Annotated in this window: 22 protein-coding genes; 14 read left to right on the plus strand and 8 right to left on the minus strand. The window is 67.2% G+C overall.

The genetic code is table 11. The features are described 5' to 3' along the window. The first annotated feature begins 164 nt into the window (after positions 1–164). The gene (locus NUW50_RS01500; protein WP_258287288.1) at positions 165–866 is read left to right on the plus strand and encodes a DUF3592 domain-containing protein; all 702 of its coding nucleotides are present in this window, start codon (positions 165–167) and stop codon (positions 864–866) included. 3 nt (positions 867–869) lie between these two features. On the opposite strand, the gene NUW50_RS01505 is transcribed toward NUW50_RS01500, so the two are convergent. After that, entirely contained in the window at positions 870–1,301 is a 432-nt protein-coding gene (locus tag NUW50_RS01505) for an Lrp/AsnC family transcriptional regulator (RefSeq protein WP_258287289.1), read from the minus strand. A 225-nt stretch (positions 1,302–1,526) separates the two neighbouring features. Here NUW50_RS01505 and NUW50_RS01510 point away from each other — a divergent pair, with 225 nt between their 5' ends. The 3 genes from NUW50_RS01510 to NUW50_RS01520 all read left to right on the plus strand — a co-directional run bounded on the left by NUW50_RS01510 (position 1,527) and on the right by NUW50_RS01520 (position 4,618). Next, positions 1,527–2,672: a type III PLP-dependent enzyme gene (locus tag NUW50_RS01510; RefSeq protein ID WP_258287290.1), complete on the plus strand. Its 1,146-nt coding sequence runs from the start codon at positions 1,527–1,529 to the stop codon at positions 2,670–2,672. A 134-nt stretch (positions 2,673–2,806) separates the two neighbouring features. Beyond that, positions 2,807–3,445 (plus strand): uracil phosphoribosyltransferase, encoded by a 639-nt coding sequence (gene upp, locus NUW50_RS01515; protein WP_258287291.1) that lies wholly within the window; start codon positions 2,807–2,809, stop codon positions 3,443–3,445. Between the two features lie 69 nt (positions 3,446–3,514). Beyond that, positions 3,515–4,618: an SPOR domain-containing protein gene (locus NUW50_RS01520; protein ID WP_258287292.1), complete on the plus strand. Its 1,104-nt coding sequence runs from the start codon at positions 3,515–3,517 to the stop codon at positions 4,616–4,618. A 114-nt stretch (positions 4,619–4,732) separates the two neighbouring features. Here NUW50_RS01520 and NUW50_RS01525 read toward each other — a convergent pair whose 3' ends face one another. Next, on the minus strand, positions 4,733–5,749 hold the full coding sequence (locus NUW50_RS01525) for a hypothetical protein (RefSeq protein WP_258287293.1): 1,017 nt from the start codon (positions 5,747–5,749) through the stop codon (positions 4,733–4,735). Positions 5,750–5,878: 129 nt separating this feature from the next. Further along, a complete protein-coding gene (gene nhaA, locus NUW50_RS01530; protein ID WP_258287294.1) occupies positions 5,879–7,063 on the minus strand; it encodes a Na+/H+ antiporter NhaA in 1,185 nt (394 codons plus the stop codon). An 88-nt stretch (positions 7,064–7,151) separates the two neighbouring features. Between nhaA and NUW50_RS01535 the strand changes: the two genes are divergently transcribed. From NUW50_RS01535 to NUW50_RS01555, 5 genes are all read left to right on the plus strand, one after another. After that, entirely contained in the window at positions 7,152–7,748 is a 597-nt protein-coding gene (locus NUW50_RS01535; RefSeq protein WP_258287295.1) for a VOC family protein, read from the plus strand. Beyond that, positions 7,745–8,230 carry a GNAT family N-acetyltransferase gene (locus NUW50_RS01540; RefSeq protein WP_258287296.1) on the plus strand — a complete coding sequence of 162 codons (486 nt, stop codon included), beginning with the start codon at positions 7,745–7,747 and terminating at the stop codon, positions 8,228–8,230. The genes NUW50_RS01535 and NUW50_RS01540 overlap by 4 nt, the downstream gene beginning before the upstream one ends. A gap of 108 nt (positions 8,231–8,338) precedes the next feature. Continuing rightward, a complete protein-coding gene (locus NUW50_RS01545) occupies positions 8,339–9,022 on the plus strand; it encodes a molecular chaperone DjiA (RefSeq protein WP_258287297.1) in 684 nt (227 codons plus the stop codon). 7 nt (positions 9,023–9,029) lie between these two features. Beyond that, positions 9,030–10,127, plus strand: coding sequence for an endonuclease/exonuclease/phosphatase family protein (locus NUW50_RS01550; RefSeq protein WP_258287298.1), 1,098 nt, complete (start codon positions 9,030–9,032; stop codon positions 10,125–10,127). 37 nt (positions 10,128–10,164) lie between these two features. Beyond that, a complete protein-coding gene (locus NUW50_RS01555) occupies positions 10,165–10,482 on the plus strand; it encodes an AAA+ family ATPase (protein WP_258287299.1) in 318 nt (105 codons plus the stop codon). A gap of 9 nt (positions 10,483–10,491) precedes the next feature. Here NUW50_RS01555 and NUW50_RS01560 read toward each other — a convergent pair whose 3' ends face one another. From NUW50_RS01560 to NUW50_RS01575, 4 genes are all read right to left on the minus strand, one after another. Further along, positions 10,492–12,033: a Ppx/GppA family phosphatase gene (locus NUW50_RS01560; RefSeq protein ID WP_258287300.1), complete on the minus strand. Its 1,542-nt coding sequence runs from the start codon at positions 12,031–12,033 to the stop codon at positions 10,492–10,494. 342 nt (positions 12,034–12,375) lie between these two features. Beyond that, positions 12,376–14,541, minus strand: a complete 2,166-nt coding sequence (locus NUW50_RS01565) for an RNA degradosome polyphosphate kinase (RefSeq protein ID WP_258288281.1) — start codon at positions 14,539–14,541, stop codon at positions 12,376–12,378. 120 nt (positions 14,542–14,661) lie between these two features. Next, positions 14,662–15,327 (minus strand): DnaA ATPase domain-containing protein, encoded by a 666-nt coding sequence (locus tag NUW50_RS01570; protein WP_258287301.1) that lies wholly within the window; start codon positions 15,325–15,327, stop codon positions 14,662–14,664. A 29-nt stretch (positions 15,328–15,356) separates the two neighbouring features. Continuing rightward, a complete protein-coding gene (locus tag NUW50_RS01575; RefSeq protein WP_258287302.1) occupies positions 15,357–16,427 on the minus strand; it encodes an AI-2E family transporter in 1,071 nt (356 codons plus the stop codon). Between the two features lie 194 nt (positions 16,428–16,621). Here NUW50_RS01575 and proS point away from each other — a divergent pair, with 194 nt between their 5' ends. Continuing rightward, entirely contained in the window at positions 16,622–17,956 is a 1,335-nt protein-coding gene (gene proS, locus NUW50_RS01580) for a proline--tRNA ligase (protein WP_258287303.1), read from the plus strand. A 17-nt stretch (positions 17,957–17,973) separates the two neighbouring features. After that, on the plus strand, positions 17,974–18,717 hold the full coding sequence (locus NUW50_RS01585; RefSeq protein WP_258287304.1) for a hypothetical protein: 744 nt from the start codon (positions 17,974–17,976) through the stop codon (positions 18,715–18,717). On the opposite strand, the gene NUW50_RS01590 is transcribed toward NUW50_RS01585, so the two are convergent. Next, on the minus strand, positions 18,690–19,367 hold the full coding sequence (locus tag NUW50_RS01590; RefSeq protein WP_258287305.1) for a hypothetical protein: 678 nt from the start codon (positions 19,365–19,367) through the stop codon (positions 18,690–18,692). The genes NUW50_RS01585 and NUW50_RS01590 overlap by 28 nt on opposite strands. Before the next feature lie 126 nt (positions 19,368–19,493). On the opposite strand from NUW50_RS01590, the gene NUW50_RS01595 reads away from it, so the two are divergent. The 3 genes from NUW50_RS01595 to NUW50_RS01605 all read left to right on the plus strand — a co-directional run bounded on the left by NUW50_RS01595 (position 19,494) and on the right by NUW50_RS01605 (position 22,836). Beyond that, positions 19,494–20,660: a cytochrome-c peroxidase gene (locus tag NUW50_RS01595; RefSeq protein ID WP_338001338.1), complete on the plus strand. Its 1,167-nt coding sequence runs from the start codon at positions 19,494–19,496 to the stop codon at positions 20,658–20,660. A 252-nt stretch (positions 20,661–20,912) separates the two neighbouring features. Next, positions 20,913–22,160 carry a lipoprotein-releasing ABC transporter permease subunit gene (locus tag NUW50_RS01600; RefSeq protein ID WP_443135085.1) on the plus strand — a complete coding sequence of 416 codons (1,248 nt, stop codon included), beginning with the start codon at positions 20,913–20,915 and terminating at the stop codon, positions 22,158–22,160. Further along, positions 22,153–22,836, plus strand: coding sequence for an ABC transporter ATP-binding protein (locus tag NUW50_RS01605; protein ID WP_258287307.1), 684 nt, complete (start codon positions 22,153–22,155; stop codon positions 22,834–22,836). The genes NUW50_RS01600 and NUW50_RS01605 overlap by 8 nt, the downstream gene beginning before the upstream one ends. The last annotated feature ends 1 nt before the right edge of the window (position 22,837 follow it).

Raw genomic sequence — 22,837 nt, forward strand, 5'->3', positions numbered from 1 at the left:
GTTGGGGCCGTGAATTAGCCCGTGACGGCGGCGAGGGGAAGCGGATAGTCGGCGCAGCGTTGTCGCAGGATCGCGAGGCTCCGTCACGAATTTGTTTTACGGACCCGGATGTTCGTGACTATATTTTCTCATAATTTCTGCAGCCATCGCATCGGGCCTTCGCCATGAATGGATTGAACACCTCGTTTTCGCACCATTTCTTCGGCAAGGAAGGCGTCGGAGCGGTTCTGTTGCTGGCTTTTGCAGCCTGGCTGGCCTGGGCCGGGCAGGCCGAGATCGTGCGCGGACAGCGCCTGATCTCCGAGGGCATCTATGCCGTCGGAGAGGTGACGGGAAAGAGCCATTACAGTTCCACCAGTTCGGGCAGCATGCGGCGGATGGTCTATTACCGGTTCACCCCCGAGGGCAGCGGGACCGAGATCGAGGGCCGGCAGAGGGTCGGGCGCCAGATGTATATTCAGGCGCGGGAAGGTCAGGCGCGGCGGGTCTATTACCTGCCCGACGATCCCGAGGTGAACGAGATCGACCCGGGCGTCACGGTGGTGAACGGCCAGACCAACCTGATGTACGGCATTGGTGCGGGCCTGGTGGCGCTGGTGCTTGCCGCGATGGCTTATCGCAAGGCCCGGGTCAGCCTGATGCGTTACAACGACGGCACTCTGGTTCTGGCCAAGATTGTCGAACATGCGCCGGCAGGTGAAACCAAGGCGGGCAAGCCGATCTTCGCTCCGGTCTGGCGCGATGATTTCGGGCGGGAAGGCAGGCTGGCGCCGGGTTCTGAAGGGTTGATCCCGGCGGTCGGCATACAGGTCAAGATTCTGATCGACCCGGCAGGCCGCTGGGAGCCCGAACGGATCATCGCCTGACGGTCAGACCGCGCGGTCGAACTTGGTGGTCATATGGATCAGGCTCTCGGTGGTCTTGACCCCGGCGATCATTCCGATCTTGTCCAGCACCTCGTCCAGCCCCATCGTCGTATCCGAGGCGACCTGAAGGATCAGGTCGTAGCGGCCGGTGGTGGTGTGGACCAGTTCGACCTCGGGGATGGCGCGCAGCTTCTGGATCACGCCTGCCGATTCCCGCGCTTCGATGTCCAGCAGTACCGTCGCCTTGATCCGCCGGGCCAGCGCAACATTGCCCAGCTTGATCGTATAGCCGGCGATGGTGCCGTTGCTCTCCATCCGCTCGATCCGCGCCTGCACGGTCGAGCGGGCCACCTTGAAGCGCCGCGCCAGACGCGAGGTCGAGGTCGAACTGTCGGCCGCCAGGGCCGCAAGAAGCTTCTGATCGAGGTCGTCCATGTCGCGCCTGTTGATTTGACCGGCAATTTCGTCATTCTGACCATATCGCCGCACAATTCAACCCTTTTCATCGGTAGAATGGTGCCTCATATGGGGATCATCGTTTACAGGAAAAGGGCGGCTCATACGCACCTGGCCTGGGTTGGAAGAATGCGCGAGCAATCTCCGAACCTGGTTTTCAGGAGAGGATAGCTGCGTCCAGTTGGCCGAGGGAAGGAACCGCCGATGGGACTGTCGAAAACGATCTGGACGAAACCGGCCGAGCATCTGCTGGCCTATCATCCCGACGAGCCGGTGCTGTATTTCGCCCCCGCCGTCCTGCAAGCCACGGCACGCAAGTTTCTTGAAGGATTTCCGGGCCTTGTCACCTATGCGGTGAAGTCGAACCCGGATGAGGTGGTGCTGTCGAACCTGGTCGCCGCCGGGGTCAACGGCTTTGACGTCGCCTCGCCCTTCGAGATGGAGCTGGTCAGCCGCGTCGCGCCCGGTGCCGCGATGCATTACAACAACCCGGTGCGCTCGCGGTCCGAGATCGCCACCGCCGTTCGCCTGGGCTGTGCCAGCTATTCGGTCGACTCGCATTCCGAACTCGACAAGCTGATCGAGATGGTCCCCGCGGCAGGCACCGAGATCACCGTGCGCTTCAAGCTGCCGGTCTCGGGCGCCGCCTACAATTTCGGCGCCAAGTTCGGGGCCGATGCCGAGAAGGCCGCGGTTCTGCTCAAGCGGGTCGCCGGGGCCGGGTTCATCCCTTCGATCACCTTCCATCCGGGCACCCAATGCACCGACCCGATGGCCTGGGATGCCTATATCCGCAAGGCCGCCTGGATCGCCGCCGAGGCCGGCGTCCCGATCGCCCGTCTGAATGTCGGCGGTGGCTTTCCGTCGCATCGGCTGGCGGAACTGGCGCCGCAACTCGACGAGATCTTCGCTCTGATCGACCGGGTGACGGACGAGGCGTTCGGCGCCGACCGTCCGGTGCTGGTCTGCGAGCCGGGCCGCGCCATGGTGGCCGAAAGCTACACGCTTGCGGTGCGGATCAAGGCACTGCGCGATGACGATCACGTCTTCATGAACGACGGCATCTATGGCGGGCTGGCCGAGTTGCCGCTGATCGGGGTGATCGACCGGATCGAGGTTCTGTCGCCCGATCTGAACCCGCGCCAGGGCGCGGTCCGGCCGCGGATCTGCTTTGGGCCGACCTGCGATTCCGTTGACCGGCTGCCGGGCGAGATTGCCCTGCCGGGCGACATGGCGGAAGGCGATTACATGCTGTTTCACGGCATGGGGGCCTATTCCACCGCCACCGTGACCCGGTTCAACGGGTTCGGAAATATCGGCATCGAGACGGTCTACAGTTTCAAGGATTAGGCCCATTCCGGCGCCGGCGCAGCTTCGAGCGCCGGCGCTGCCCGGCCTCGGTGGGGATGCTTCGCGGTCAGGGTGGTTGCCGTCCGGCGCGCAAGTTGCGATGAACGGGCAGAGCCTTGGCCCGGAGTCGCCCCATGACCGAACCCTCACATCTCACAGTCGTCGATCACCCGCTGGTGCAGCACAAGCTGACGCTGATGCGCGACAAGGAGACTTCGACGAACTCGTTCCGGCGGCTCCTGCGCGAGATCAGCCAGTTGCTGGCCTACGAGATCACCCGGAACATGGAGATGACCACGCGCCGGATCGAGACCCCGATCCAGGCGATGGACTCGCCAGTGATCGATGGCAAGAAGCTGGCGCTGATCTCGATCCTGCGGGCCGGCAACGGTTTGCTGGACGGGGTGCTGGAACTGATCCCGGCGGCGCGGGTCGGCTTTGTCGGTCTCTACCGGGACGAGAAGACCCTGCAGCCGGTGAAATACTACTACAAGGTGCCCTCCGACCTCGGGAACCGCCTGGTGATCGCGCTGGACCCGATGTTGGCGACCGGCAATTCCTCGGCGGCGGCGATCGAGATGCTGAAGGCCAGCGGCGCGACCAACATCCGCTTCATGTGCCTTCTGGCCGCTCCCGAGGGCATCGCTCGGATGAAGGAGGCGCATCCCGATGTGCCGATCGTGACAGCGGCCGTGGACGAGAGGCTGAACGATCACGGATATATCGTGCCGGGACTAGGGGATGCGGGCGACCGCATGTTCGGCACCAAATAAGCCCCAATCTGCTTTACTCGACGGGCTAATTCCGGCATGCTTCCACAATATATTGTGTGGGGGCACAAGATGCTGTTTGGGAAGACGCTCGCGGCAACTGCCATTGTCGCACTGCTCGCTTCAGGCCAGGCCTGGGGCAAGACGATCGCGAATACCGACGGCCCGGCCGAGCAACCACCGGCGTCGTTCACGGGCAAGCAGTTTGTCGACAGCGAAGGCTGCATCTTCGTCCGTGCCGGCTACAACGGCAAGGTCACCTGGGTCCCGCGGGTCACGCGGGACAAGAAGGTGATCTGCGGCTACAAGCCGACCTTCGCCAAGGCGGCCGCGCCGGAACCGAAGCCCGCCGCGAAACCGGCCCCGGAAATCGTCGTCGCGGCGCCGGCGCCCAAGCCGAAACCGGTGGCCAAGCCGGCCGCCGCTCCGAAGAAGACCGTTGCGGTCAAACCCGCGCCGGCCCCGGTCGTCGCGGCAGCGCCGACACCGAAGCTGCCCCCGCCGACGGCCTCGCAGATCGAATACGCAAAGCGCACTGCCTGCCCGAAGTTCGATAAGGTGGCGCAGGACCACATGCTGCTGGTCAACGGCTATCCGGTGCGCTGCGGCCCGCAGAAGGAAATCCCCGGCGGACGTCCCTATGCGCTGGCGGCAGGCGGCTCGACCGGCTCAACCGGCTCAACCGGTTCGGGCAGCGCGGGCGCACCGGCCCCGGTCGCGGCACCGGCGCCCGAGCTTCCCGAGGGCTACAAGGCGGCCTGGGCCGACGGGCGTCTGAACACGCAGCGCGGGCCGAGAACCGCGGCGGGTGACGCCCAGATGGCGCAGGTCTTCGAGACCGACAAGGTGCCGATGGTCTCTCGGAAGACCACGCGCATGGCGGCGGCCCCGAAGATGTCCGGCAGCGGGGCCTATGTCGTGGCGACCAAGAACGCCCCGGCGGGCAGGGACAAGGCCTATGTGCAGGTCGGCACCTTCGGCAAGCCGGCCAATGCCAGGGCCACGGCGGCACGGCTGAAGGCGGCAGGGCTTCCGGTGGCGATGGGCAAGCTCACGAGGGGTGGCAAGACGCTTCAGGTGGTTCTGGCCGGGCCCTTCACCTCGAACGCGCAATTGCAGTCCGGGCTGACCATCGCCCGCCGCGCCGGTTTCCGGGACGCCTTCGCGCGCAAGTAAACGGCTGGCACACACGTTTTCCCCGCCACCGTTTCCAAACCGGGCGGGATTCTGGAAAGGCCCGGACGCGATCCGTCCGGGCCTTTCCTCCATCCGGTTGCGGGTGCCCGCCGGCTATTCGCCGCAAATTCCCTGCAGGCTGACCCAGTCGCTATCCGCCAGAACGGGACGGCCCTCGCCGGGCGGCACCGGATCGGCTTCGATCAGCGGCAGCGTGGTCTCGCCGGTGATGTCCATCGCATAGGCGAAAGGTGTCGTCGGCACACCGGCGGCCTTGAAACGGGCCACCAGCTCGGCCGTTGGGGGCAGCACCAGCCCGCTCTTGACCAATGTCTCGGCATGGGCGGCCAGGGTTGCCTCGGACAGCGTGCCGGTCGCCAGGAGCCGCAGTGTGGCAAAGACCCCGGCCTGCTCCAGCAGCCTGCGCAAAGGGTCTTCGTCGCGGGCGGCCTGATCCTGCACCAGGACATGCCCGGCCACGACCGAGACATCCTCGTAATCCTCGACCAGCCCGCGGTTGAGCAGGATGAACCCGCCCGGCAGATGCTCGGACAGCGCCACCCCGGCCGGCAGGACGACCAGACGGCCCGAGGTGTCGGGCAGCAGCCGGGTGCGCAGGCGGTCCAGCGCCCTGCGCCCCAGCACGGTCTCGCAGGGGGAACCGGAGATCCGCCGGATATCGGTCAGCAGGGCCTTGCCCAGTTCGATCCGCTTGGCGGCCGGGACAACCGCGACCGCTTGCCGGACCAGCGCCCCGGGCAGCCAGAATACCGCCCCTGCCAGCAGGGCCAGGACGATGGCCCCGCGGATCAGATGCCGCAGGCGGCGCGGTTGGGCCCGGCGCCTGATCAGCGCCGTACGCACCTTCTCGATCGCCGAGATCATCATCTCGTCGTCCAGTTCCAGCACCTCGGTCATGTCCGGCCCGGGGCCGAAACAGGCTGGCTCCTCGCCCGGGTTCAGCCGCTCGATTGCCGGCAGGGACCAGTGGCTGAGCGCTGTCATCTTGCTGTCGGAAATGGTCAGCGTCGCCTCGCCCAGCGACACGATCACGTCACGGCGCTGATCCTGGGGCGAGGCATGCCAGATGCCAAATGTCTCGAGTCGCTGGTATTTCTTGAGGGCCGTCATCCGGGCCGGCCATCCCTGCTCTTGTTCTCGTTGCCGAAACGATAGCACGCGGCAGTTCGCAGCAGCAAGGCGCGGCAGCGCGGCGATTGCCGCGGCGACCGGGCGGGGCAGGGCGGAGGTTGCGGAAGATCAGGCGGTGGCGGGGGCTCCGGCCTGCTCCTGCCGTGGGGCCAGCATCAGGATGGTGAAGCCCAGGACCGCCGCAATGCCCGATCCGGCCAGAACCCCGAGCCGCACCTGGTTCATCAGGTGCAGGTCCGAAAAGGACAGGCCGCCGATGAACAGCGACATGGTAAAGCCGATCCCGGCCAGGCAGGCGACTCCGGCCATGTGGCTCCAGGTCGCGCCATGCGGCAGTTGGGCCATTCCAAGCCGGGTCAGCAGCCAGACCGTCCCCATGATCCCGGCGAACTTGCCCAGCAGCAGGCCGGCCGAGATCCCCAGCGGCAGCGGGGCTAGGACCTGGTCCAGCGTCAGCCCGGTCAGCACGACCCCGGCATTGGCAAAGGCGAAGAGCGGCACGATCAGGAAGCCGACATAGGGAGTCAGCCCGTGTTCCAGCCGGTGCACGGGGGATTTTCCGAAACGGTCGGTCATCGGCACTAGGAAGGCGGTGGCCACCCCTGCCAGCGTGGCGTGGACACCGCTCTTGAGGACCAGAACCCACATTACCGTGCCCAGCAGCAGCAGCGGCGCCACACGGTGAACGCCGTAGAGGTTCATCACCAGCATGACGGCCAGCGGCAGCAGCGCCAGCATCAGATAGGTGGTGTTGAGGTCGGCGGTGTAGAACAGCGCGATGATGATGATGGCGCCGAGGTCATCGAGGATCGCCAGGGTCAGCAGGAACACCTTCAGAGAGGCCGGCGCGCGGCTGCCCACAAGGGCAAGGATGCCCAGGGCAAAGGCGATGTCGGTGGCGGCGGGGATCGCCCAGCCGTCGATGGTTTCGGCATTGCCCCAGTTCACCAGCGTATAGACCAGCGCCGGCAGCGCCATGCCGCCCACCGCTGCGAGACCCGGCAACACCACGTCGCGCGGACGGCGCAGCTTGCCCTCCAGCATCTCGCGTTTCAGTTCCAGGCCGATCAGGAAGAAGAAGATCGCCATCAGCCCGTCGTTGATCCAGAGGATCAGGGGTTTTTCAAGCCCGTGATCGTTGACGGTGATCGCCAGGACCGAGTCCAGGAATGTGGCATAGAGACCCTCGAACTGGGAGTTCGCGACCAGCAACGCTGCCAGCGCCGCCAGGATCAGAAGGACACCGCCGGCGGCTTCGTGGCGGATCAGTCTGTCGATGAGTCGCAATGGCATGGACACTCCCGGTTCTTGCGTGGTTCAAACCCAAATGTGTTCGCTGCGGCGCAGGTCAAGGCGCGACGGAAAAAACAAGGTGGCTGTGATGAAACTGGATCATGTGGCAGTGGCGGCCGAAACGCTTCAGGCAGGGGTCGATTGGGTGGAATCGGTGCTGGGTGTGCCGGTCGGGCCGGGTGGGCAGCATGCAAGGATGGGAACCTGGAACCGACTCCTTTCACTGGGGCCGGACGAGTATCTGGAGGTGGTCGCGATCGATCCCGAAGCGCCGCCGCCCGGGCGGGCGCGTTGGTTCGGGCTTGACGATTTCTCGGGCCCGCCGCGTCTGGTGGCCTGGATTGTCGCCAGTGACGACCTCGTGGCCGAGGCGCTGCCCGGCGCGGGCGAGGTGTTGGACATGGAGCGCGGCGCCTATCGTTGGCAGATGGCAGTGCCCGGGGACGGGCGGCTGGGCTTTGACGGGCTCCAGCCGGCGCAGATTTCCTGGAAGGGGCCGCATCCGGCCCCGGCACTGGAGGATCGCGGCTGCCGGCTGACACGGCTCGACCTGCGGCATCCGCGGGCCGGGGACCTGGCCGAGATGCTGTCGCCGATGGCCGATCCGCGGCTGGTGGTCGGTGCCGGCGCTCCGGCAATGCAGGTGGAAATCCGGACGCCCTCGGGGCTGCGGGTGCTGGGATGATCCGCCCGGCCCGGGCCGAGGATGTCCCGGCGCTGCTGGCGCTCTGGAACCCGGTGATCCGCGACACGATCGTGACGTTCTCTTCGGAGGAGAAGACTGCGGACAGCCTGTCGGCCATGATCGCGGCGCGACACGCGGCGGGGCGCGCGTTCTTCGTGGCCGAGGTGGACGGCGTGGCCCAGGGGCTGGCGACCTACGACCAGTTTCGCGGCGGCAATGGCTATGCCCATGCGATGGAGCATACCGTGATCCTGGCCGACGCCGCGCGCGGCCGGGGGCTGGGCCGGGCGCTGGTGGCGGCGGTCGAGGACCATGCCCGCGCGGCGGGACATCATGCGATGATGGCCGGGGTCTCGGCCGAGAATGCGGCGGGTGTCGCCTTTCACGGCCGGCTCGGCTATCGCGAGGTCGGACGGTTGCCCGAGGTCGGCCGGAAGTTTGGCCGCTGGCTGGACCTGGTGCTGATGCAGAAACTGCTCTGACACGGCGACCGCCCCGGCCGGAACCGCCGGGCCCGGCTTATGCCGCAATGCGGAAATCCGGTGCCGCGCGGTGCTGACAGTGCCGGCCCGCTCGCCTAAGGTTGCGCCATGTCGATCTGGACCCGCATAGGCGAGGCGCTGCAGGCGCTCAGACAGGGAGAACCGCTCTCGGCGGTCTTCGACCGTCTCAGGACGCCGCCCGAGCGGTCGGTGGCCTTCACCATCGCGGTGATCGCCCTTGGCGCCAAGATGGCCAAGGCCGACGGGACGGTGACCCGGAACGAGGTGACGGCCTTCCGCGAGGTGTTCCTGATCCCGCCCGAGGACGAGGCGGCGGCGGCGCGGGTGTTCAACATGGCGCGCCAGGATTCGGCCGGGTTCGAGGTCTATGCCCGGCGGATCGCGCGGATGTTCCGGGCCGAACCCGGGGTGCTGGGCGAATTGCTGGACGGGTTGTTTCACATCGCGGTGGCGGACGGCGATTATCACCCGGCCGAGGACGATTTCCTGGCCCGGGTGGCGACGATCTTCGGGCTTCAGGGGCGGCCCTTCCACCGGATTCGCGCCCGTTTCGTGCCCGAGGCCGAGGCCGACCCCTATGACGTGCTGGGGGTGACGCCCGATTCCAGTCTGGACCGCATCCGCGACGAATGGCGCCGCCAGGTGCGCGACAGTCATCCCGATCGGCTGGTCGGGCAGGGGGTGCCCGAGGAGGCGCTGAAACTGGCCGAGAAGCGTCTGATCGCGGTCAACAACGCCTGGGAAAAGATCCAGGCCGAGCGGGCGGCATAGACGGCGAATGCGGATCGCGACCTACAATGTCGAGTGGTTCAATGCGCTCTTCGATGACGAGGATCTGCTGGGCTGGGACCGGCGCTGGTCGGGCCGCCGCGACATCCGCCGCGAGGATCAGCTTGCCGCCCTGGGGCTGGTCTTCGGCAGTCTGAATGCCGATGCGGTCTTCGTCGTCGAGGCACCGGACACCACCCAGAAACGCAGCACCACCCGGGCGCTGGAGGCCTTTGCCGCGCATTTCGGCCTGCGCGCCAGCAAGGCGATCACCGGCTTTCCGAACGACACCCAGCAGGAACTGGCACTGCTCTACGACCCTCGGGTGATCGCGGCCGTGCATGACCCGCGCGGCGGCGGCAGCGGCGTGCTTGGCGAAGGGGAAGTGCCGAAGTTCGACCGGACCCTGCGCATCGATCTGGACGGCGACGGGGTGGCCCGGCCGGTCAGCTTCTCGAAACCGCCGCTGGAACTGGCGCTGGAACTGCGCGGCAGCGGGCCGGACGGGGGCGGAACCCGGATGGTCCGGATGATCGGCGTGCACATCAAGTCGAAGGCCCCGAACGGCGCCCGCGGCAAGAGCGAGATACTGCGGATGGCGGTCGAGAACCGCAAGAAGCAGCTGGCGCAATGCCTCTGGCTGCGGGCCCGGGTGGTCGAGGACATGAAGGCCGGCGACGACGTGATCGTGCTGGGCGATTTCAACGACGGTCCGGGGCTGGACGAATACGAGCATCTCTTCGGTCGCTCCGGGGTCGAGGTGGTCCTGGGCGAGCAGGGGCCGCTGCATCTCTATGACCCGCACGCCCGGCTGGCCCTGGCGCAGAAGGTGGGGATCATCCCGGCGACGGCGCGGTTCCTGATCCCCGACGATGCCGAAGGCCTGGGCGACAGCATGACCGAGGATGGCCCCGAGGGCAGCGGGCGGCGCTGGCTGTCGGCGCTGCTCGACTACATCATGATTTCCCCCGCCCTGCGCGAGTGCCATCCGAAATGGCGGATTTGGCACCCGTTCGACGATGCCGACTGCTATCACGACCTGGCGCTGCGCGACGCCTTGCTGACCGCCTCGGATCACTTCCCGGTCACGCTGGATTTTTCGCCCTGAGCTATCGCCGGGACGCGGATCGTGCTAGACAGGGACCATGTCGAGTCCGTTCCGCCTGACACTGCCGATTGCCCTTGCCGCCGCGCTGGCCGCGCCCGTGGCCCATGCCGATGGCGACGCGGATGAGGGGCTGGACCTGATGCAGGAAGGTGCCAAGATGATCTTCCGGCACATGATGCGCGACATGGGGCCGCAAATCTCGCAGATGGAGAGCCTTGCGCGGATTCTGGGCGATTGGGAGCAATACGAGATGCCCGAGGTGCTGCCCAATGGCGATATCCTGATCCGGCGCAAGCCGCCGGGCGTGCCGCCGGGGCTGCAGGGTCCGCCGGGCGAGGGCGAGATCGACCTCTAGCCGCCCGGCTCAGACATCGACCACGCTGACCGTCGCGCCCAGCGACGAGGCCAGCGACGCCAGCCGCGACGAGGCGACTTCACCGAACAGGCCGCGCCCCTTGGTGTTCAGCGCCAGTTGCAGAACCTTCTTGCGCGGAAACAGCTTGAGCTTGCCGGCCGACAGCGGGTCGTCGATGGCGAACATCGCGCCGAAGCGGATCGCCTTGCCCAGTCTCTCGGCCGATTTGATCTCTGCCTCGTCGAGCAGTCCGAACAGCGCCGAATGCCGCGAACCGGCGCGCGAGTTCTTGTAGCGATGCATCAATGCCAGCCCCAGAAATATCCGTTCCTGATGGGTCAGGCCGCCGAGGTTGGCGCGGGTGGCATTCTCGAAACAGACCTCGTGCCGGAAATCCGGATGCGCCCGCCACGAGACGTCGTGCAGCAGGCAGGCCGCCTTCATCAGCCGGATGTGTCGCTTGTCGAAGCCGGGAAAGACCGGCAGCAGGAATTCATAGAGCGCCCGGCCGAAGCCCGGCATCCGGGCGTCCTTGACCTCGGCAAATCGGCAGGCCTCGATCAGCGGGTCGCGGCGGCGCAGCCGGGCAGGCATCTGCTGGTAGAGCATGCCTTCGCGAATCCCGTAGGAGGAGACCGCGATCTCGCGCGGCTTGAAGGTGCGGAGCAGTTGCAGAAGCACCTCCGAGGCCAGCGGCACCAGCGATAGCCGGGCCATCGAGGTCGAGGTGGCATTGCCCAGCTTGGCCATGTCGGCCTTGGCGATATAGGCGACGGTGGCCTTCGCATCTGCCGGGCTCATCCGGTATTCATGCAGCACCGTAAGCGGATAGGACCGGCGCAGCATGTCGATCCGGGCAATGGCGCGCCAGGAGCCGCCGACCAGGAATATCCGCTTGTTGTCGCGGCCCATCCTGGCGGCAAGATCCTGCATGACATCGGCGATGTAGCCGCGCAGGGCCTTCTTTGAGCCCTTGAACCCCTGCAGTTTCAGCGGCCCCAGGGGCGAGGACAGCCGACGCCCGACCGCGCCGTCATGCACCTCGGCCAGTTCCATGGACGAACCGCCGATGTCGCAGACCAGCCCGTCGGCCTCGGGCCAGCCCAGAAGCACGCCCTGGGCCGACAGCCGCGCCTCTTCCTCGCCGTCGATGACATAGAGCGCCAGGCCCGTCTCGCGCAGCACCGTCTCGCGGAATTCGGGCCCGTCGGCGGCGTCGCGCACTGCGGCGGTGGCCACCGCGGTCAGCGGCGCAATGCCCATGCCCTCGGCGAGGATCTGGAACCGGCGCAGGGCATCTATGGTGCGGGCCTTGCCCTCGGGGTTGAGCCGCCCGGTCTCGGCCAGCCCGGCGCCCAGGCCGCAGAGAATCTTCTCGTTGTAGAAATAGGCGGGCGAGCGGGCGGCGCCGTCGAAGACCACCAGCCGGACCGAGTTCGACCCGACATCCACCACACCGATCCGGGACAGCGCCCGGGCCTGCGGATCGGCAAAGAGCGGGCGTCCGAAGGGGCCCCAGTCTTCGGCTGTCTGGTCGCTTTGTCCGTCCATTGGCGACTCTCCCGGGTCCCGCTGCACCCTGCCAAGTGCCGCGCCCGGGGTCAATGCGACCTCCGGTCCCGATACGGCTTCCGGAGCGTCAGTTGCGGTGCTGCCGCCGACCCGCCTAGCCGACCATGGCCAGGGTGATCGCCGGGACCAGGGCCGCGGCGAAAATCCCTATGGACCATATGGTTACGCGCCAGGAGCCGATCAGCCGCGCCAGCGCGAAGGGGCCGATCACCCAATAGGCGAGCGCGGTCCAGAAGCCGGGGAAATACTGCCCCAGCCACAGCGGTCGCCGCCCTGGGGCCCGGGATTCAGCGCTATATCGACGCGGGCTGAGGGCCGGGCTCAGTCCTTGGCGTGGGTCAGTTCCGGCACGTCGCTGGCGCCGGCCGATCCGCGGCCCGACAGCGACGGGTTCTCCATGAAGAACCGGTGGCAGGAGAACTGGAACTCGCCGGGCTTGGCCTTGTGCCGGTGATAGCGCCCGTCCGGCGCCAGAATCCAGCTCTGCGCCTCGTCGGCCATGTTGGCGGCCATGATCTGGCTGACGATCTGCGCCTTGACGGTCGCGTTGGTGATCTGCACCAGGGTCTCGATCCGGCCGTCGAGGTTGCGGCCCATCCAGTCGGCCGAAGAGATGTAGACCAGGGCCTTGCGTGAGGGCAGGCCGTGGCCGTCGCCGAAACAGACGATCCGCGAGTGTTCCAGGAACCGGCCGACGATGGACTTGACCCGGATGTTCTCGCTGAGCCCGGCGATGCCCGGCCGCAGCCCGCAGATGCCCCGGATCACCAGGCTGATCTTCACCCCGGCCTGGCTGGCGGCATAGAGCGCGTCGATGACCTCCGGATCGACCAGGCTGTTCATCTTGGCCCAGATTTCCGCCGGGCGTCCGGCGCGGGCGTGATCGGCCTCGGCGGCGATCTTCTCCAGCAGCCGCGGCTTCAGGGTCAGCGGCGCGATGGCCAGGTTTTCCAGCGCCTCGGGCTGGGCATAGCCGGAGAGGTAATTGAACACCTTGGTGGCATCGCGGCCCAGGGCCGGGTCGCAGGTGAAGAAGGACAGATCGGTATAGATCCGCGCCGTGATCGGGTGATAGTTGCCGGTGCCGTAATGGGTATAGGTCACCAGCTTCTTGCCCTCGCGCCGGACCACGGTGCTGATCTTGGCGTGAGTCTTGTAGTTGATGAACCCGTAGACGACATGCGCCCCGGCCCGCTCCAGCCGCCGCGACTGGCGGATGTTGGCGGCCTCGTCGAACCGGGCCTTCAACTCGACCAGCGCGGTCACGGACTTGCCCGCCTCGGCGGCCTCGCAAAGCGCCTCGACGATCGGGCTGTCGCGCGAGGTGCGATAGAGTGTCTGCTTTATCGCCAGCACGTTCGGGTCCGCCGCCGCCTGCTTCAGGAAGCGGATCACCATGTCGAAGGTCTCGTAGGGGTGATGCAGCAGCATGTCCTTCTGGCTGATCGCCGCGAACATGTCGCCGCCGTGATCGCTGACCCGTTCCGGCACCCGCGGCTTGAACGGCGGCCAGAGCAGGTCGGCACGTTCGTCCAGCACCAGTTCCTTCAGTGACGACAGCCCGATCAGCCCGTGGACATCGACCACCTCGTCGGGCGTGACATCCAGCTCTTCCATGATCATCCGGCGCAGCTTCTCCGGCGCGTCGCTGGAAATCTTCAGCCGCACCACCTCGCCGCGCCGCCGCCGTTTCAGCGCGGTCTCGAATTCGCGGACCAGATCCTCGGCTTCCTCCTCGACCTCCAGATCGCTGTCGCGCAGCACCCGGAAGGTGCAGGAGCCGGTCGCCCGATAGCCCGGAAACAGGCTGTCGAGATGCAGCAGCAGCAGTTCCTCGAGCGGCAGAAACCGGGTCTTGGTGCCGCGCGTCGGCAGGCGCAGGAAACGGTCGATCTGTGCCGGGATCGGCAGCAGCGCATGCAGTCGCCGGCCGTCCTTGGACCGATCGAGCTGCAGTGCCAGAGAAAAGCCGGCATTCGGGATGAAGGGGAAGGGATGCGCCGGGTCGATCGCCAGCGGCGAGAGCACCGGGAAGACCTGGGTCAGGAACTGCTCGGCCAGATAGGCCCGGTCCGATTTGGTCAGCTTGGCCCGGGTCATCAGGACGATGCCCTGCCCCTCCAGCGCGCGGCGCAGGGTGCTCCAGACCTTCTGTTGCCGGTGCAGCAGATTGCGGGCGTCGGCGTGGATGCGGACCAGCTGCTCGGCCGGGGTCAGCCCGTCGGCGGCCGGGGTTGTGTTGCCGGCATGGGCCAGTTCGCGCAGCCCGGCGACGCGGACGGTATAGAACTCGTCCAGGTTGGTGGCCGAGATCGACAGGAAGCGCAGCCGCTCCAGCAGCGGCACGCGCGGGTTCTCGGCCTCTTCCAGCACCCGCCAGTTGAAGTCCAGCCAGCTGAGCTCGCGATTGAAGAACCGGGCCGGGGCGGACAGATCGAAATCGGGCGCGACCGGGGGGGGATAGGGCGCGTGCAGGAAATCGGCCATGCCCGAGGCCGGCACCCTGTCGGGCTTGGCGGCGGGCTTTGTCTCTGAGGGGCGGTCAGCGGCGTTCATGCTGCCGGTTATGGCCTGTCCTTGGGCTTGCGTCCAGCGGTGCCGGGGGGCCTACTCCGCGCCCATCTCGTCAAGCACCCGCTGCGCCAGCGATCGGGTGACGGCCCGCGCCTCGGCCAGGGCCTCGGCATCCAGCCGCGCCACCAGCTCGGCGGCGGCGGCGAAACTGCGCGGCATCCGGGGCAGCAGCCAGGGCACCAGATCGCGCGGCGCCAGCAACTGCCGGTCCGAGAAGTGCTTGAGCAGGACGGCGGCCAACAGGGCATCGTCGGGCGGGGCGATACGCGCCAGCGCCGTGGCCTGCATCCGGCTGGCCAGATCGGGCAGGGCGACGGGCCAGCCGCTCGGCGGCACCCGGCCCGAGACCAGCAGCCGCCCGCCCTGGGCCAGCACCTCGTTGTGGAGATGGAACAGGGCCTCTTCGGCAGCGGCATCTCCGGCCAACCGGTCCACGTCCTCGACCACCGCATGGGCGCCGGGCGGCAGCGCGGGCCGCGTGCCGGGCGCGACCAGCACCGCCCCGGTCTCGGCCGCCCAGACCCGCGCCAGATGGGTCTTGCCGCAGCCCGCCGGTCCGATCAGCGCCAGCTTGCCCTCGGGCCAGTCGCGCCAGCCCGAGACCAGCCGCGCGGCCTCGGCATTGGCCGGGGCGACGTAGAAGTCGTTGCGGCCCAACGCCGGACGGGCGGGCAGGTCGAAGGTCAGCTGCCGGGCCATTCAATGCCGAGGGAGGATGCGGGCCGGATTCATGGTTCGGCCTCGTGATCGGTGCTGCCGCGATAGAGCGAGCTTTCGCGGTACTGTTCCAGCCCGAAGCGGGTGATGACGCCCAGCGAGGCGGCGACCGGCACCGCGACCAGCATCCCGACAAAGCCGAACAGCGTGCCGAAGGCCGACAGCGCAAAGATCAGCCAGACCGGGTGCAGCCCGACCGACTGGCCGACCAGCTTGGGGGTCAGGATGTTGCCCTCGGCGAACTGGCCGAAGAAGAATATCCCCGCCACCGTGACGATCCACCACCATTCGCCCCAGTACTGGAAGAAGGCCAGCCCGATGGCCATGACCCCACCGACCAGGGCGCCGACATAGGGAATGAAGGTCAGCAGCCCGGCCAGGGCGCCGATCAGGGCGCCGAACTGCAGCCCGACCAGCATCAGCGCCAGCGCGTAGAAGGTCCCCAGAATCAGGCAGACCGTGCCCTGACCGCGGATGAACGAGGCCAGGGTGCGGTCGATGTCGCGTGCGACCTCGCGGATCACCGGCGCATGTTCGCGGGGCAGCAGTGCGTCGAGCCGTTGCAGCATCCGGTCCCAGTCCAGCAGCAGGTAGAAGGTGATCACCGGCACCAGCACCAGCAGCACGATCCCGTTGACCAGCGACAGCGCCGAGGAGACCAGCCCCTGCACCAGTTCCCCGCCGCGCGACCGGATCAGCTCGGCCAGCGAGTTCAGCGATTGCCGCAGCGTCGATCCCTCGTCGAGGATCGAGGGGAAGCGCTCGGTCACGAAGGCCTGCAGGCTGGCGACCAGCTTCGGCACGGTCTCGACCAGCCCGGCGGTCTGGGTCACCAGCGTCGGCACCACCAGCAGCACCGCCAGGGCGAAGAACAGCAGTCCGACAAGGGTGATCGTCACCGTCGCCGCGGCGCGGCTCAGGCCCAGCTTCTGCAGCCGGTCGGCAATCGGATCGAGCACATAGGCAATCGCCCCGCCCAGCACGAAGGGCAGGATCACGTTGCCCAGCGTGTAGAGCACCAGGAAGACCACCGCGGCCGCGGCTCCCCAGTATTGCACCTGTTGTCGGACCGGCAGAGCCATTGCGCCTCGCTTGTTCCCTCTGCGTATCGCCCGGCGCGTCGATTCAATCAAGGCCGCAGGGGAGCGGGTGCCGGATTCCGGGCGCTCCGCCTGCCGTGGAAGGCCGGGCGCGCTCCATCCCGCGGTGTTCCGGTGCTTGCCTGCCTTTCAGGCTTGGCTTAGACCCGCCGGAAACCTGTCGTGAAGGACCGTCCATGCGCCTGACCCGTTACTTTCTGCCCGTGCTCAAGGAAACTCCTGCCGAGGCACAGATTGTCTCGCACCGGCTGATGCTGCGCGCCGGAATGATCCGCCAGCAGGCGGCGGGGATCTATTCCTGGCTGCCGCTGGGCTACAAGGTCCTGCGGCGGATCGAACAGATCGTCCATGAAGAGCAGCAGCGCGCCGGGCATATCCCGCTGCTGATGCCGACGCTGCAACCGGCCGATCTCTGGCGCGAAAGCGGGCGTTACGACGATTACGGCGAGGAAATGCTGCGGATTCGCGACCGGCATGACCGCGACATGCTTTACGGTCCGACCAACGAGGAGATGATCACCGACATCTTCCGCAGCCATGTCACGAGCTACAAGGAGCTGCCGCTGACGCTCTACCACATCCAGTGGAAGTTCCGCGACGAGGTGCGGCCGCGCTTCGGCGTGATGCGGGGGCGCGAGTTCCTGATGAAGGACGGCTACAATTTCGACCTCGACCGTGAAGCCGCGCTGCACGCCTACAACCGCCATATGGTCAGCTATCTGCGCACCTACGAGCGGATGGGGCTGACCGCGATCCCGATGCGCGCCGATTCCGGCCCGATCGGCGGTGACGACACGCATGAATTCCTGGTGCTCGCCTCAACCGGCGAATCCGAGGTGTTCTTCGACAGTGCGGTGACCGAGCTGCGTCTGGGCGACCGCGAGATCGACTATGACGACCGCGAACAGGTCGCTTCGGTCTGTGCCGAGTTCACCAGCGTCTATGCCCGCACCGACGAGACCCACGACGCCGCCCTGTTCGAGACGATCCCGGAAGAGCGCCGCAAGGTGGCCCGCGGCATCGAGGTCGGGCAGATCTTCTATTTCGGTACCAAGTATTCCGAACCGATGGGCGCCACCGTGGTGACCGACACCGGCGAAAGGGTGCCGGTGCATATGGGCAGCCATGGCATCGGGGTCAGCCGGCTTCTGGGCGCGATCATCGAGGCCAGCCATGACGACAAGGGCATCATCTGGCCGGAAGGCGTCACCCCCTTCGATGTCGGCATCTGCAACCTCAAGCAGGGCGATGCGGGCACCGATGCGGCCTGCGACCAGCTCTATGCCGGGCTGAAGGCGCGCGGGCTCGACCCGCTCTACGACGACCGCGACGAGCGGGCCGGAGCGAAGTTCGCCACCATGGACCTGATCGGCCTGCCCTGGCGGCTCACCGTCGGGCCGCGCGGGCTGGCGCAGGGCAAGGTCGAGCTGACTTCGCGCCGCACCGGCGAGAGCGAGGAGATGGGGCTCGAAGCGGCAGTGGACCGCTTGGCGCAGATCTACGGGCGCTGACCGGGGAGGGGGGCGGCATGGCGATTCCGCCCGACGACCTGGAAGGCTGGCTCGAACTGTCGCGGGCCCGGCTTCTGCAAATGCCGCCACGCGAGGGTCTGGCCGAACTGAAGGCGTTGCTTGAAGGCTGGCTGGATCACCGGCATTTCGTCGCCGGGGATGACGACGGACTGGCCCAAGCCTTCAGCCGCCATTTCTTCGACCATGTCCGCACGGCCATGGGCAGCGCCGAGATGCGGCCCTGGCACGAATACCTGGCCGACGATCCGGCACCGGTGGCCCGCTTCTATGAACTGTTCGCGCGTTTCGCCGCCGATCCCGCCCATCGGGGCAAGGCCACACCCCGGCCGCCGCCCCGGCCCGAGCCGGCACTGACCCGGCCGTCGCTGCTGGAAACCCTGCAGGGCTTCCGGACCCCGGAGAACCGCCCCGGCACCGGCGACATCGCCAGTTTGCAAAGTTTCTGCCAGGGCTGGGCCGCACATTGCAAAGCGGTTCCCTTCGCGCATGACCCCTTTGCCCGGGAGTTCTTCACCAGCTTCGATCCCTGGCTGGCTTGGGCGACCGGCAGCAGGCGACAGGGTGACTGGGCAGCGCAGATCGCCGCAGTCGCCGGAGACGAGGAGCCCTATGCCGTGTTCTTCCGGCTGCTCGAACGATACCGTCGGCGGCTGCGGGACATCGTCGACAAATGGAGCCCGGCGCTTGGCGACAGCGTGGTGCCGGACCGTTTTCAGCCGGGCGGCGCCGCGAAGACATAGTGGATCACCACGATGTCCAGCGCGTAGTAGCTCCAGTGGATCGCGTAGGAGATCAGGAAGCCGAGCCGCTTCCTGAGCAGCAGCCAGGGCACCACCGCGCCAAAGATCGTGGCAGCCAGCGCGTAGCGGGCGACATAAAGCGGATTGTCGCCGTTCAGTGCCAGGGTCAGGTGGAACCCGCCGAACAGCAGCGCCGTCAGCCCCATGATCCGGCGCAGCGGCAGTTGCAGGCTGTTCAGCGCCAGGACAAGCGCCGCGATCAGGATCTGCTGGAACAGGATTTCCACCGATTTCGGCAGGAAATACCAGCTGCTGGCATAGTAGAACTCGACCGGGGTCTGGTCCCAGGTCCATTCGGTGGCCGGCAGCCTGGGCAGCACGATCAGCGCATAGCCGGTGAAGATCACGGCCACGGTGGCGGTGGCGACGACCGCGCCCTGCGGAATTGCGGGCCCGGCCCAGCCGATGAAGGCGCGGCGGAACACCAGGTAGACCACCAGCGCCCAGGCGGCATAGTAGAAGGCATAGATGATCGGCGCGTCGTTATAGCCGATTTCGGCACCCAGCCAGGGCGCCAGCCGGAAATAGCCGACCGAGGCCAGGCTCCAGGCCGTCGCGATCAGGGCAATGGTGAACAGCAGACGCGACATTCCTGATGGCTAGGCGCTGCCGTGGCCGAGGTAAAGCGCATGTGTCCGCGGCCGGATGCCGCGCTACGGGCGCTTGATCCTGACCTAATTACTCGGATATGTAGCGGCATCTGCCGGGAGTCTCCTTTGCCGTCCCTCATCCGAACATCCGTTTTCGTCGCGCTGGCCTCAACGTTCGGCTTTCTGCCGGTTCTGGCGGGCAGCGGGCCGGGCGATGCCCAACCCTATGACAGTCTCGAGGCCTGGGGCGAGGCGTTGTTCTTCGACCCCAATCTCTCGGCCAATCGCAGCCAGAGCTGCGCCAGCTGTCACGACCCTGCCGCGGGCTTCGTCGATCCGCGCGAGGCGGCTCCGGGGGCGGCGGCCTCGCTGGGCGATGACGGGGTCAGCCTGGGCGACCGGAATGCGCCCACGGCGGCCTATGCGGCGCTGACCCCCGAGTTCGGCCGCGATGCCGAGGGCGAATGGGTCGGCGGCCAGTTCCTCGACGGCCGCGCCGCGACCCTGGAAGCCCAGGCCGAGGGGCCGATCTTGAATCCGATCGAGATGGGGATGCCGGATATCGAGTCGGTGCTGGCCCGGTTGCAGGAAGACCCGCAGCATGCCGCGACGCTTCGGGCGCGGCTGGGCGACAAGGCCGACGACCCGAAGGCCGCCTATGCCGAGATCACCGCCGCCATCGCCGCCTTCGAACGCACCGAGCAGTTCCAGCCCTTCGATTCCAAATACGACCGCTACCTGCGCGGCGAGGTCAAGCTGACGGATGAAGAGGAACTGGGGCGGCTGCTGTTCTTCTCGAAGCAGTTCACCAATTGCAACATCTGCCACCAGGTCGGGACCTCTCAGGTGGCAGAGAACGAGACCTTTTCGAACTATCGCTATTTCAACATCGGTGTTCCCGAGAATACCGCGCTGCGCGAGGCGAATGGCCAGGCCGGGGTCGTGGACCATGGCCTGCTGCAGAATCCGGCGGTGGACGATCCCGAGGCCGACGGCCGTTTCAAGGTTCCCACCTTGCGCAACGTGGCGGTCACCGGTCCCTACATGCACAACGGGGTCTTTGCCGATCTCGAGACCGTGGTGCGGTTCTACAACCACTACAACTCGCGTCGCCCCGAGGCCCAGATCAACCCCGAGACCGGGCTGCCCTGGGGGCCGCCGGAAGTGCCCGGAACCGTGGCGATGACCGAACTCGAGACCGGCCCGGCGCTGGACGACCAGCGGATCGCGGCGATCGTGGCCTTTCTCAAGACGCTCACCGACTCGCGTTACGAGTATCTGCTGGACAAGTAGCGACCATGCGCAGCCGGGGCAGGTGTCGCGCTTGCCGAGGGGGCAGGAGCCTCCGGCGGGGATATTTTCAAGGTGAAGCCGGACGCGGCGGCCCGGACCGGGGCGCGCGGCGGTTCTGGCGCGAAGGTGATCGACGGTGCGGGCGCGATGCGTCCGCGAAGCATTGACCTCGGGCGGTCCGGCGTCCACCTTCCGCGCCGACAGCGACAGGAGCCGCGCTTGGCCACATTGCCCTTTGCCCGATACGAGTGGATGATCGCCTGGCGCTATCTGCGCGCCCGCCGCGCCGAGGGCGGGGTCTCGGTGATGACCTGGATCAGTCTGATCGGCATCACCCTGGCGGTGGCGGCACTGATCATCACCATGGCGGTGCGGGCCGGGTTCCGGACCGAATTCGTCGATACGATCCTCGGCGCCAATGCCCATGTCACGGTCTATTCCCCGGTCTACGTGACCGACAGCGGCCAGACCACGCGGGCGATCTATGGCTATGAGGAGATGGCCCGGCGGCTGGCGGCGGTTCCGGGCGTGACCCGGGCGGCGCCGCTGGTCAAGGGTCAGGTGATGGCCAACCTGCGCGGCAACAATGCCGGGGTCGAGGTCTTCGGGATCGAGAAGTCCGACCTGCTGACCATCCCCCGGATCGCCCATCCCGAGGACAGCCTGGGCAGTCTCGACCGGTTCGGCGAGGGTATCGCCATCGGATCGGGCGTGGCGCGGGAACTGGGGGTAGGGATCGGCGACCGGATCAAGATCATCTCGCCCAACGGGGTCCGCACCGCCCTGGGCACCAGCCCGCGGGTCGGTGTCTACGAGGTGGTCTACATCTTCACCGCCGGCCGCTACGACATCGACCGGACGCGGGTCTACATGCCCTTCGCCGAGGCGCAGAGCTTCTTCAACCGCGAGGGCGCGGCCGACGAGATCGAGGTCATGGTGGAAGACCCCGACCGGGTGGACGAAATGGGCCCGGCGCTGATCGATGCGGCGGGCAAGGGAATGCTGCTGTGGTCCTGGCGCGATGCCTCGGGCGCCTATCTGCGGGCGCTGGCGATCGAGGACACGGTGATGTTCGTGCTGATGGCGATCCTGGTGCTGATCGCCTCGCTCAACATCATTTCCGGGCTGGTGATGCTGGTCAAGAACAAGGGCCGCGACATCGGCATCCTGCGCACCGTCGGTCTGACCGAGGGCGCGATCCTGCGGGTGTTCTTCCTCTGCGGCTCGCTGGTCGGCCTGCTGGGTACCTGCTTCGGGGTCATTCTCGGCTGTCTCTTCGCGATCTATTTCGACCCGATCCTGGCCTTCGTGAACGGTGCCTCGGGCGGCGGGGTCTGGGATGCGTCGATCCGCGGCATCTACCGGCTGCCGGCGCAGCTGCAACTGCATGACGTGCTGAGCGCGGTGAGCCTGAGCCTGGTCCTGTCCTTCGGCATCACCATCTTTCCGGCCCGCCGCGCGGCACGGATGAACCCGGTCGAGGCGTTGCGTTATGAGTGAGGCGATCCTGAGACTGGACGCGATCCGGAAGAGCTACAATCCCGGAAAGCCGAATGAGGTCAAGGTCCTGGACGGCGCCGCGATCAGCGTGGCGGCGGGCGAGATGGTGGCATTGGTGGCACCGTCGGGGGCCGGGAAATCGACGCTGCTGCATATCTCGGGCCTGCTCGACACGCCCGACTCGGGCAAGGTCGTGCTGGCCGGGCGCGAGATGGGCGGCCTGTCGGATCGCAAGCGCACCGAGGCGCGGCGGCGCGAGGTGGGCTTTGTCTACCAGTTCCACCATCTGCTGCCCGAGTTCTCGGCACTGGAAAACGTGGTGCTGCCGCAACTGGCCAATGGCGTGCCCCGGGCCGAGGCCATGGCGCGGGGGCGCGAGCTGCTCGACAAGGTCGGAGTGGCGCCGCGCGCCGATCACCGGCCGGCGGAACTGTCGGGCGGCGAGCAGCAGCGGGTCGCCTTCTGCCGGGCGCTGGCCAACAAGCCGCGCCTGCTCCTGGCCGACGAGCCGACCGGCAATCTCGATCCGGGCACCTCGGGGCTGGTCTTCGAGGCATTGACCCTTCTGGTGCGCGGCACCGGGCTGGCAGCGCTGATCGCGACGCATAACCTGGAACTGGCCGCGAAGATGGACCGCGTGGTGCGGCTGGAGGCCGGGAAGGTCGTCGCCGGCTGAG

The organism is Frigidibacter sp. ROC022, from assembly GCF_024723735.1.
In the GTDB taxonomy this organism is placed as follows: Bacteria; Pseudomonadota; Alphaproteobacteria; order Rhodobacterales; family Rhodobacteraceae; genus SLM-1.

Bases quoted from the DNA above. Each gene is read 5' to 3' on its own strand.
- NUW50_RS01505 (WP_258287289.1), bottom strand. From the start codon at position 1,301: ATGGACGACCTCGATCAGAAGCTTCTTGCGGCCCTGGCGGCCGACAGT.
- NUW50_RS01575 (WP_258287302.1), bottom strand. From the start codon at position 16,427: ATGGCTCTGCCGGTCCGACAACAGGTGCAATACTGGGGAGCCGCGGCC.
- NUW50_RS01550 (WP_258287298.1), top strand. From the start codon at position 9,030: ATGCGGATCGCGACCTACAATGTCGAGTGGTTCAATGCGCTCTTCGAT.
- nhaA (WP_258287294.1), bottom strand. From the start codon at position 7,063: ATGCCATTGCGACTCATCGACAGACTGATCCGCCACGAAGCCGCCGGC.
- NUW50_RS01570 (WP_258287301.1), bottom strand. From the start codon at position 15,327: ATGGCCCGGCAGCTGACCTTCGACCTGCCCGCCCGTCCGGCGTTGGGC.
- NUW50_RS01520 (WP_258287292.1), top strand. From the start codon at position 3,515: ATGCTGTTTGGGAAGACGCTCGCGGCAACTGCCATTGTCGCACTGCTC.
- NUW50_RS01560 (WP_258287300.1), bottom strand. From the start codon at position 12,033: ATGGACGGACAAAGCGACCAGACAGCCGAAGACTGGGGCCCCTTCGGA.
- NUW50_RS01605 (WP_258287307.1), top strand. From the start codon at position 22,153: ATGAGTGAGGCGATCCTGAGACTGGACGCGATCCGGAAGAGCTACAAT.
- NUW50_RS01525 (WP_258287293.1), bottom strand. From the start codon at position 5,749: ATGACGGCCCTCAAGAAATACCAGCGACTCGAGACATTTGGCATCTGG.
- NUW50_RS01545 (WP_258287297.1), top strand. From the start codon at position 8,339: ATGTCGATCTGGACCCGCATAGGCGAGGCGCTGCAGGCGCTCAGACAG.
- NUW50_RS01590 (WP_258287305.1), bottom strand. From the start codon at position 19,367: ATGTCGCGTCTGCTGTTCACCATTGCCCTGATCGCGACGGCCTGGAGC.
- NUW50_RS01500 (WP_258287288.1), top strand. From the start codon at position 165: ATGAATGGATTGAACACCTCGTTTTCGCACCATTTCTTCGGCAAGGAA.
- NUW50_RS01600 (WP_443135085.1), top strand. From the start codon at position 20,913: ATGATCGCCTGGCGCTATCTGCGCGCCCGCCGCGCCGAGGGCGGGGTC.
- proS (WP_258287303.1), top strand. From the start codon at position 16,622: ATGCGCCTGACCCGTTACTTTCTGCCCGTGCTCAAGGAAACTCCTGCC.
- NUW50_RS01585 (WP_258287304.1), top strand. From the start codon at position 17,974: ATGGCGATTCCGCCCGACGACCTGGAAGGCTGGCTCGAACTGTCGCGG.
- NUW50_RS01510 (WP_258287290.1), top strand. From the start codon at position 1,527: ATGGGACTGTCGAAAACGATCTGGACGAAACCGGCCGAGCATCTGCTG.
- NUW50_RS01540 (WP_258287296.1), top strand. From the start codon at position 7,745: ATGATCCGCCCGGCCCGGGCCGAGGATGTCCCGGCGCTGCTGGCGCTC.
- NUW50_RS01555 (WP_258287299.1), top strand. From the start codon at position 10,165: ATGTCGAGTCCGTTCCGCCTGACACTGCCGATTGCCCTTGCCGCCGCG.
- upp (WP_258287291.1), top strand. From the start codon at position 2,807: ATGACCGAACCCTCACATCTCACAGTCGTCGATCACCCGCTGGTGCAG.
- NUW50_RS01565 (WP_258288281.1), bottom strand. From the start codon at position 14,541: ATGGCCGATTTCCTGCACGCGCCCTATCCCCCCCCGGTCGCGCCCGAT.
- NUW50_RS01535 (WP_258287295.1), top strand. From the start codon at position 7,152: ATGAAACTGGATCATGTGGCAGTGGCGGCCGAAACGCTTCAGGCAGGG.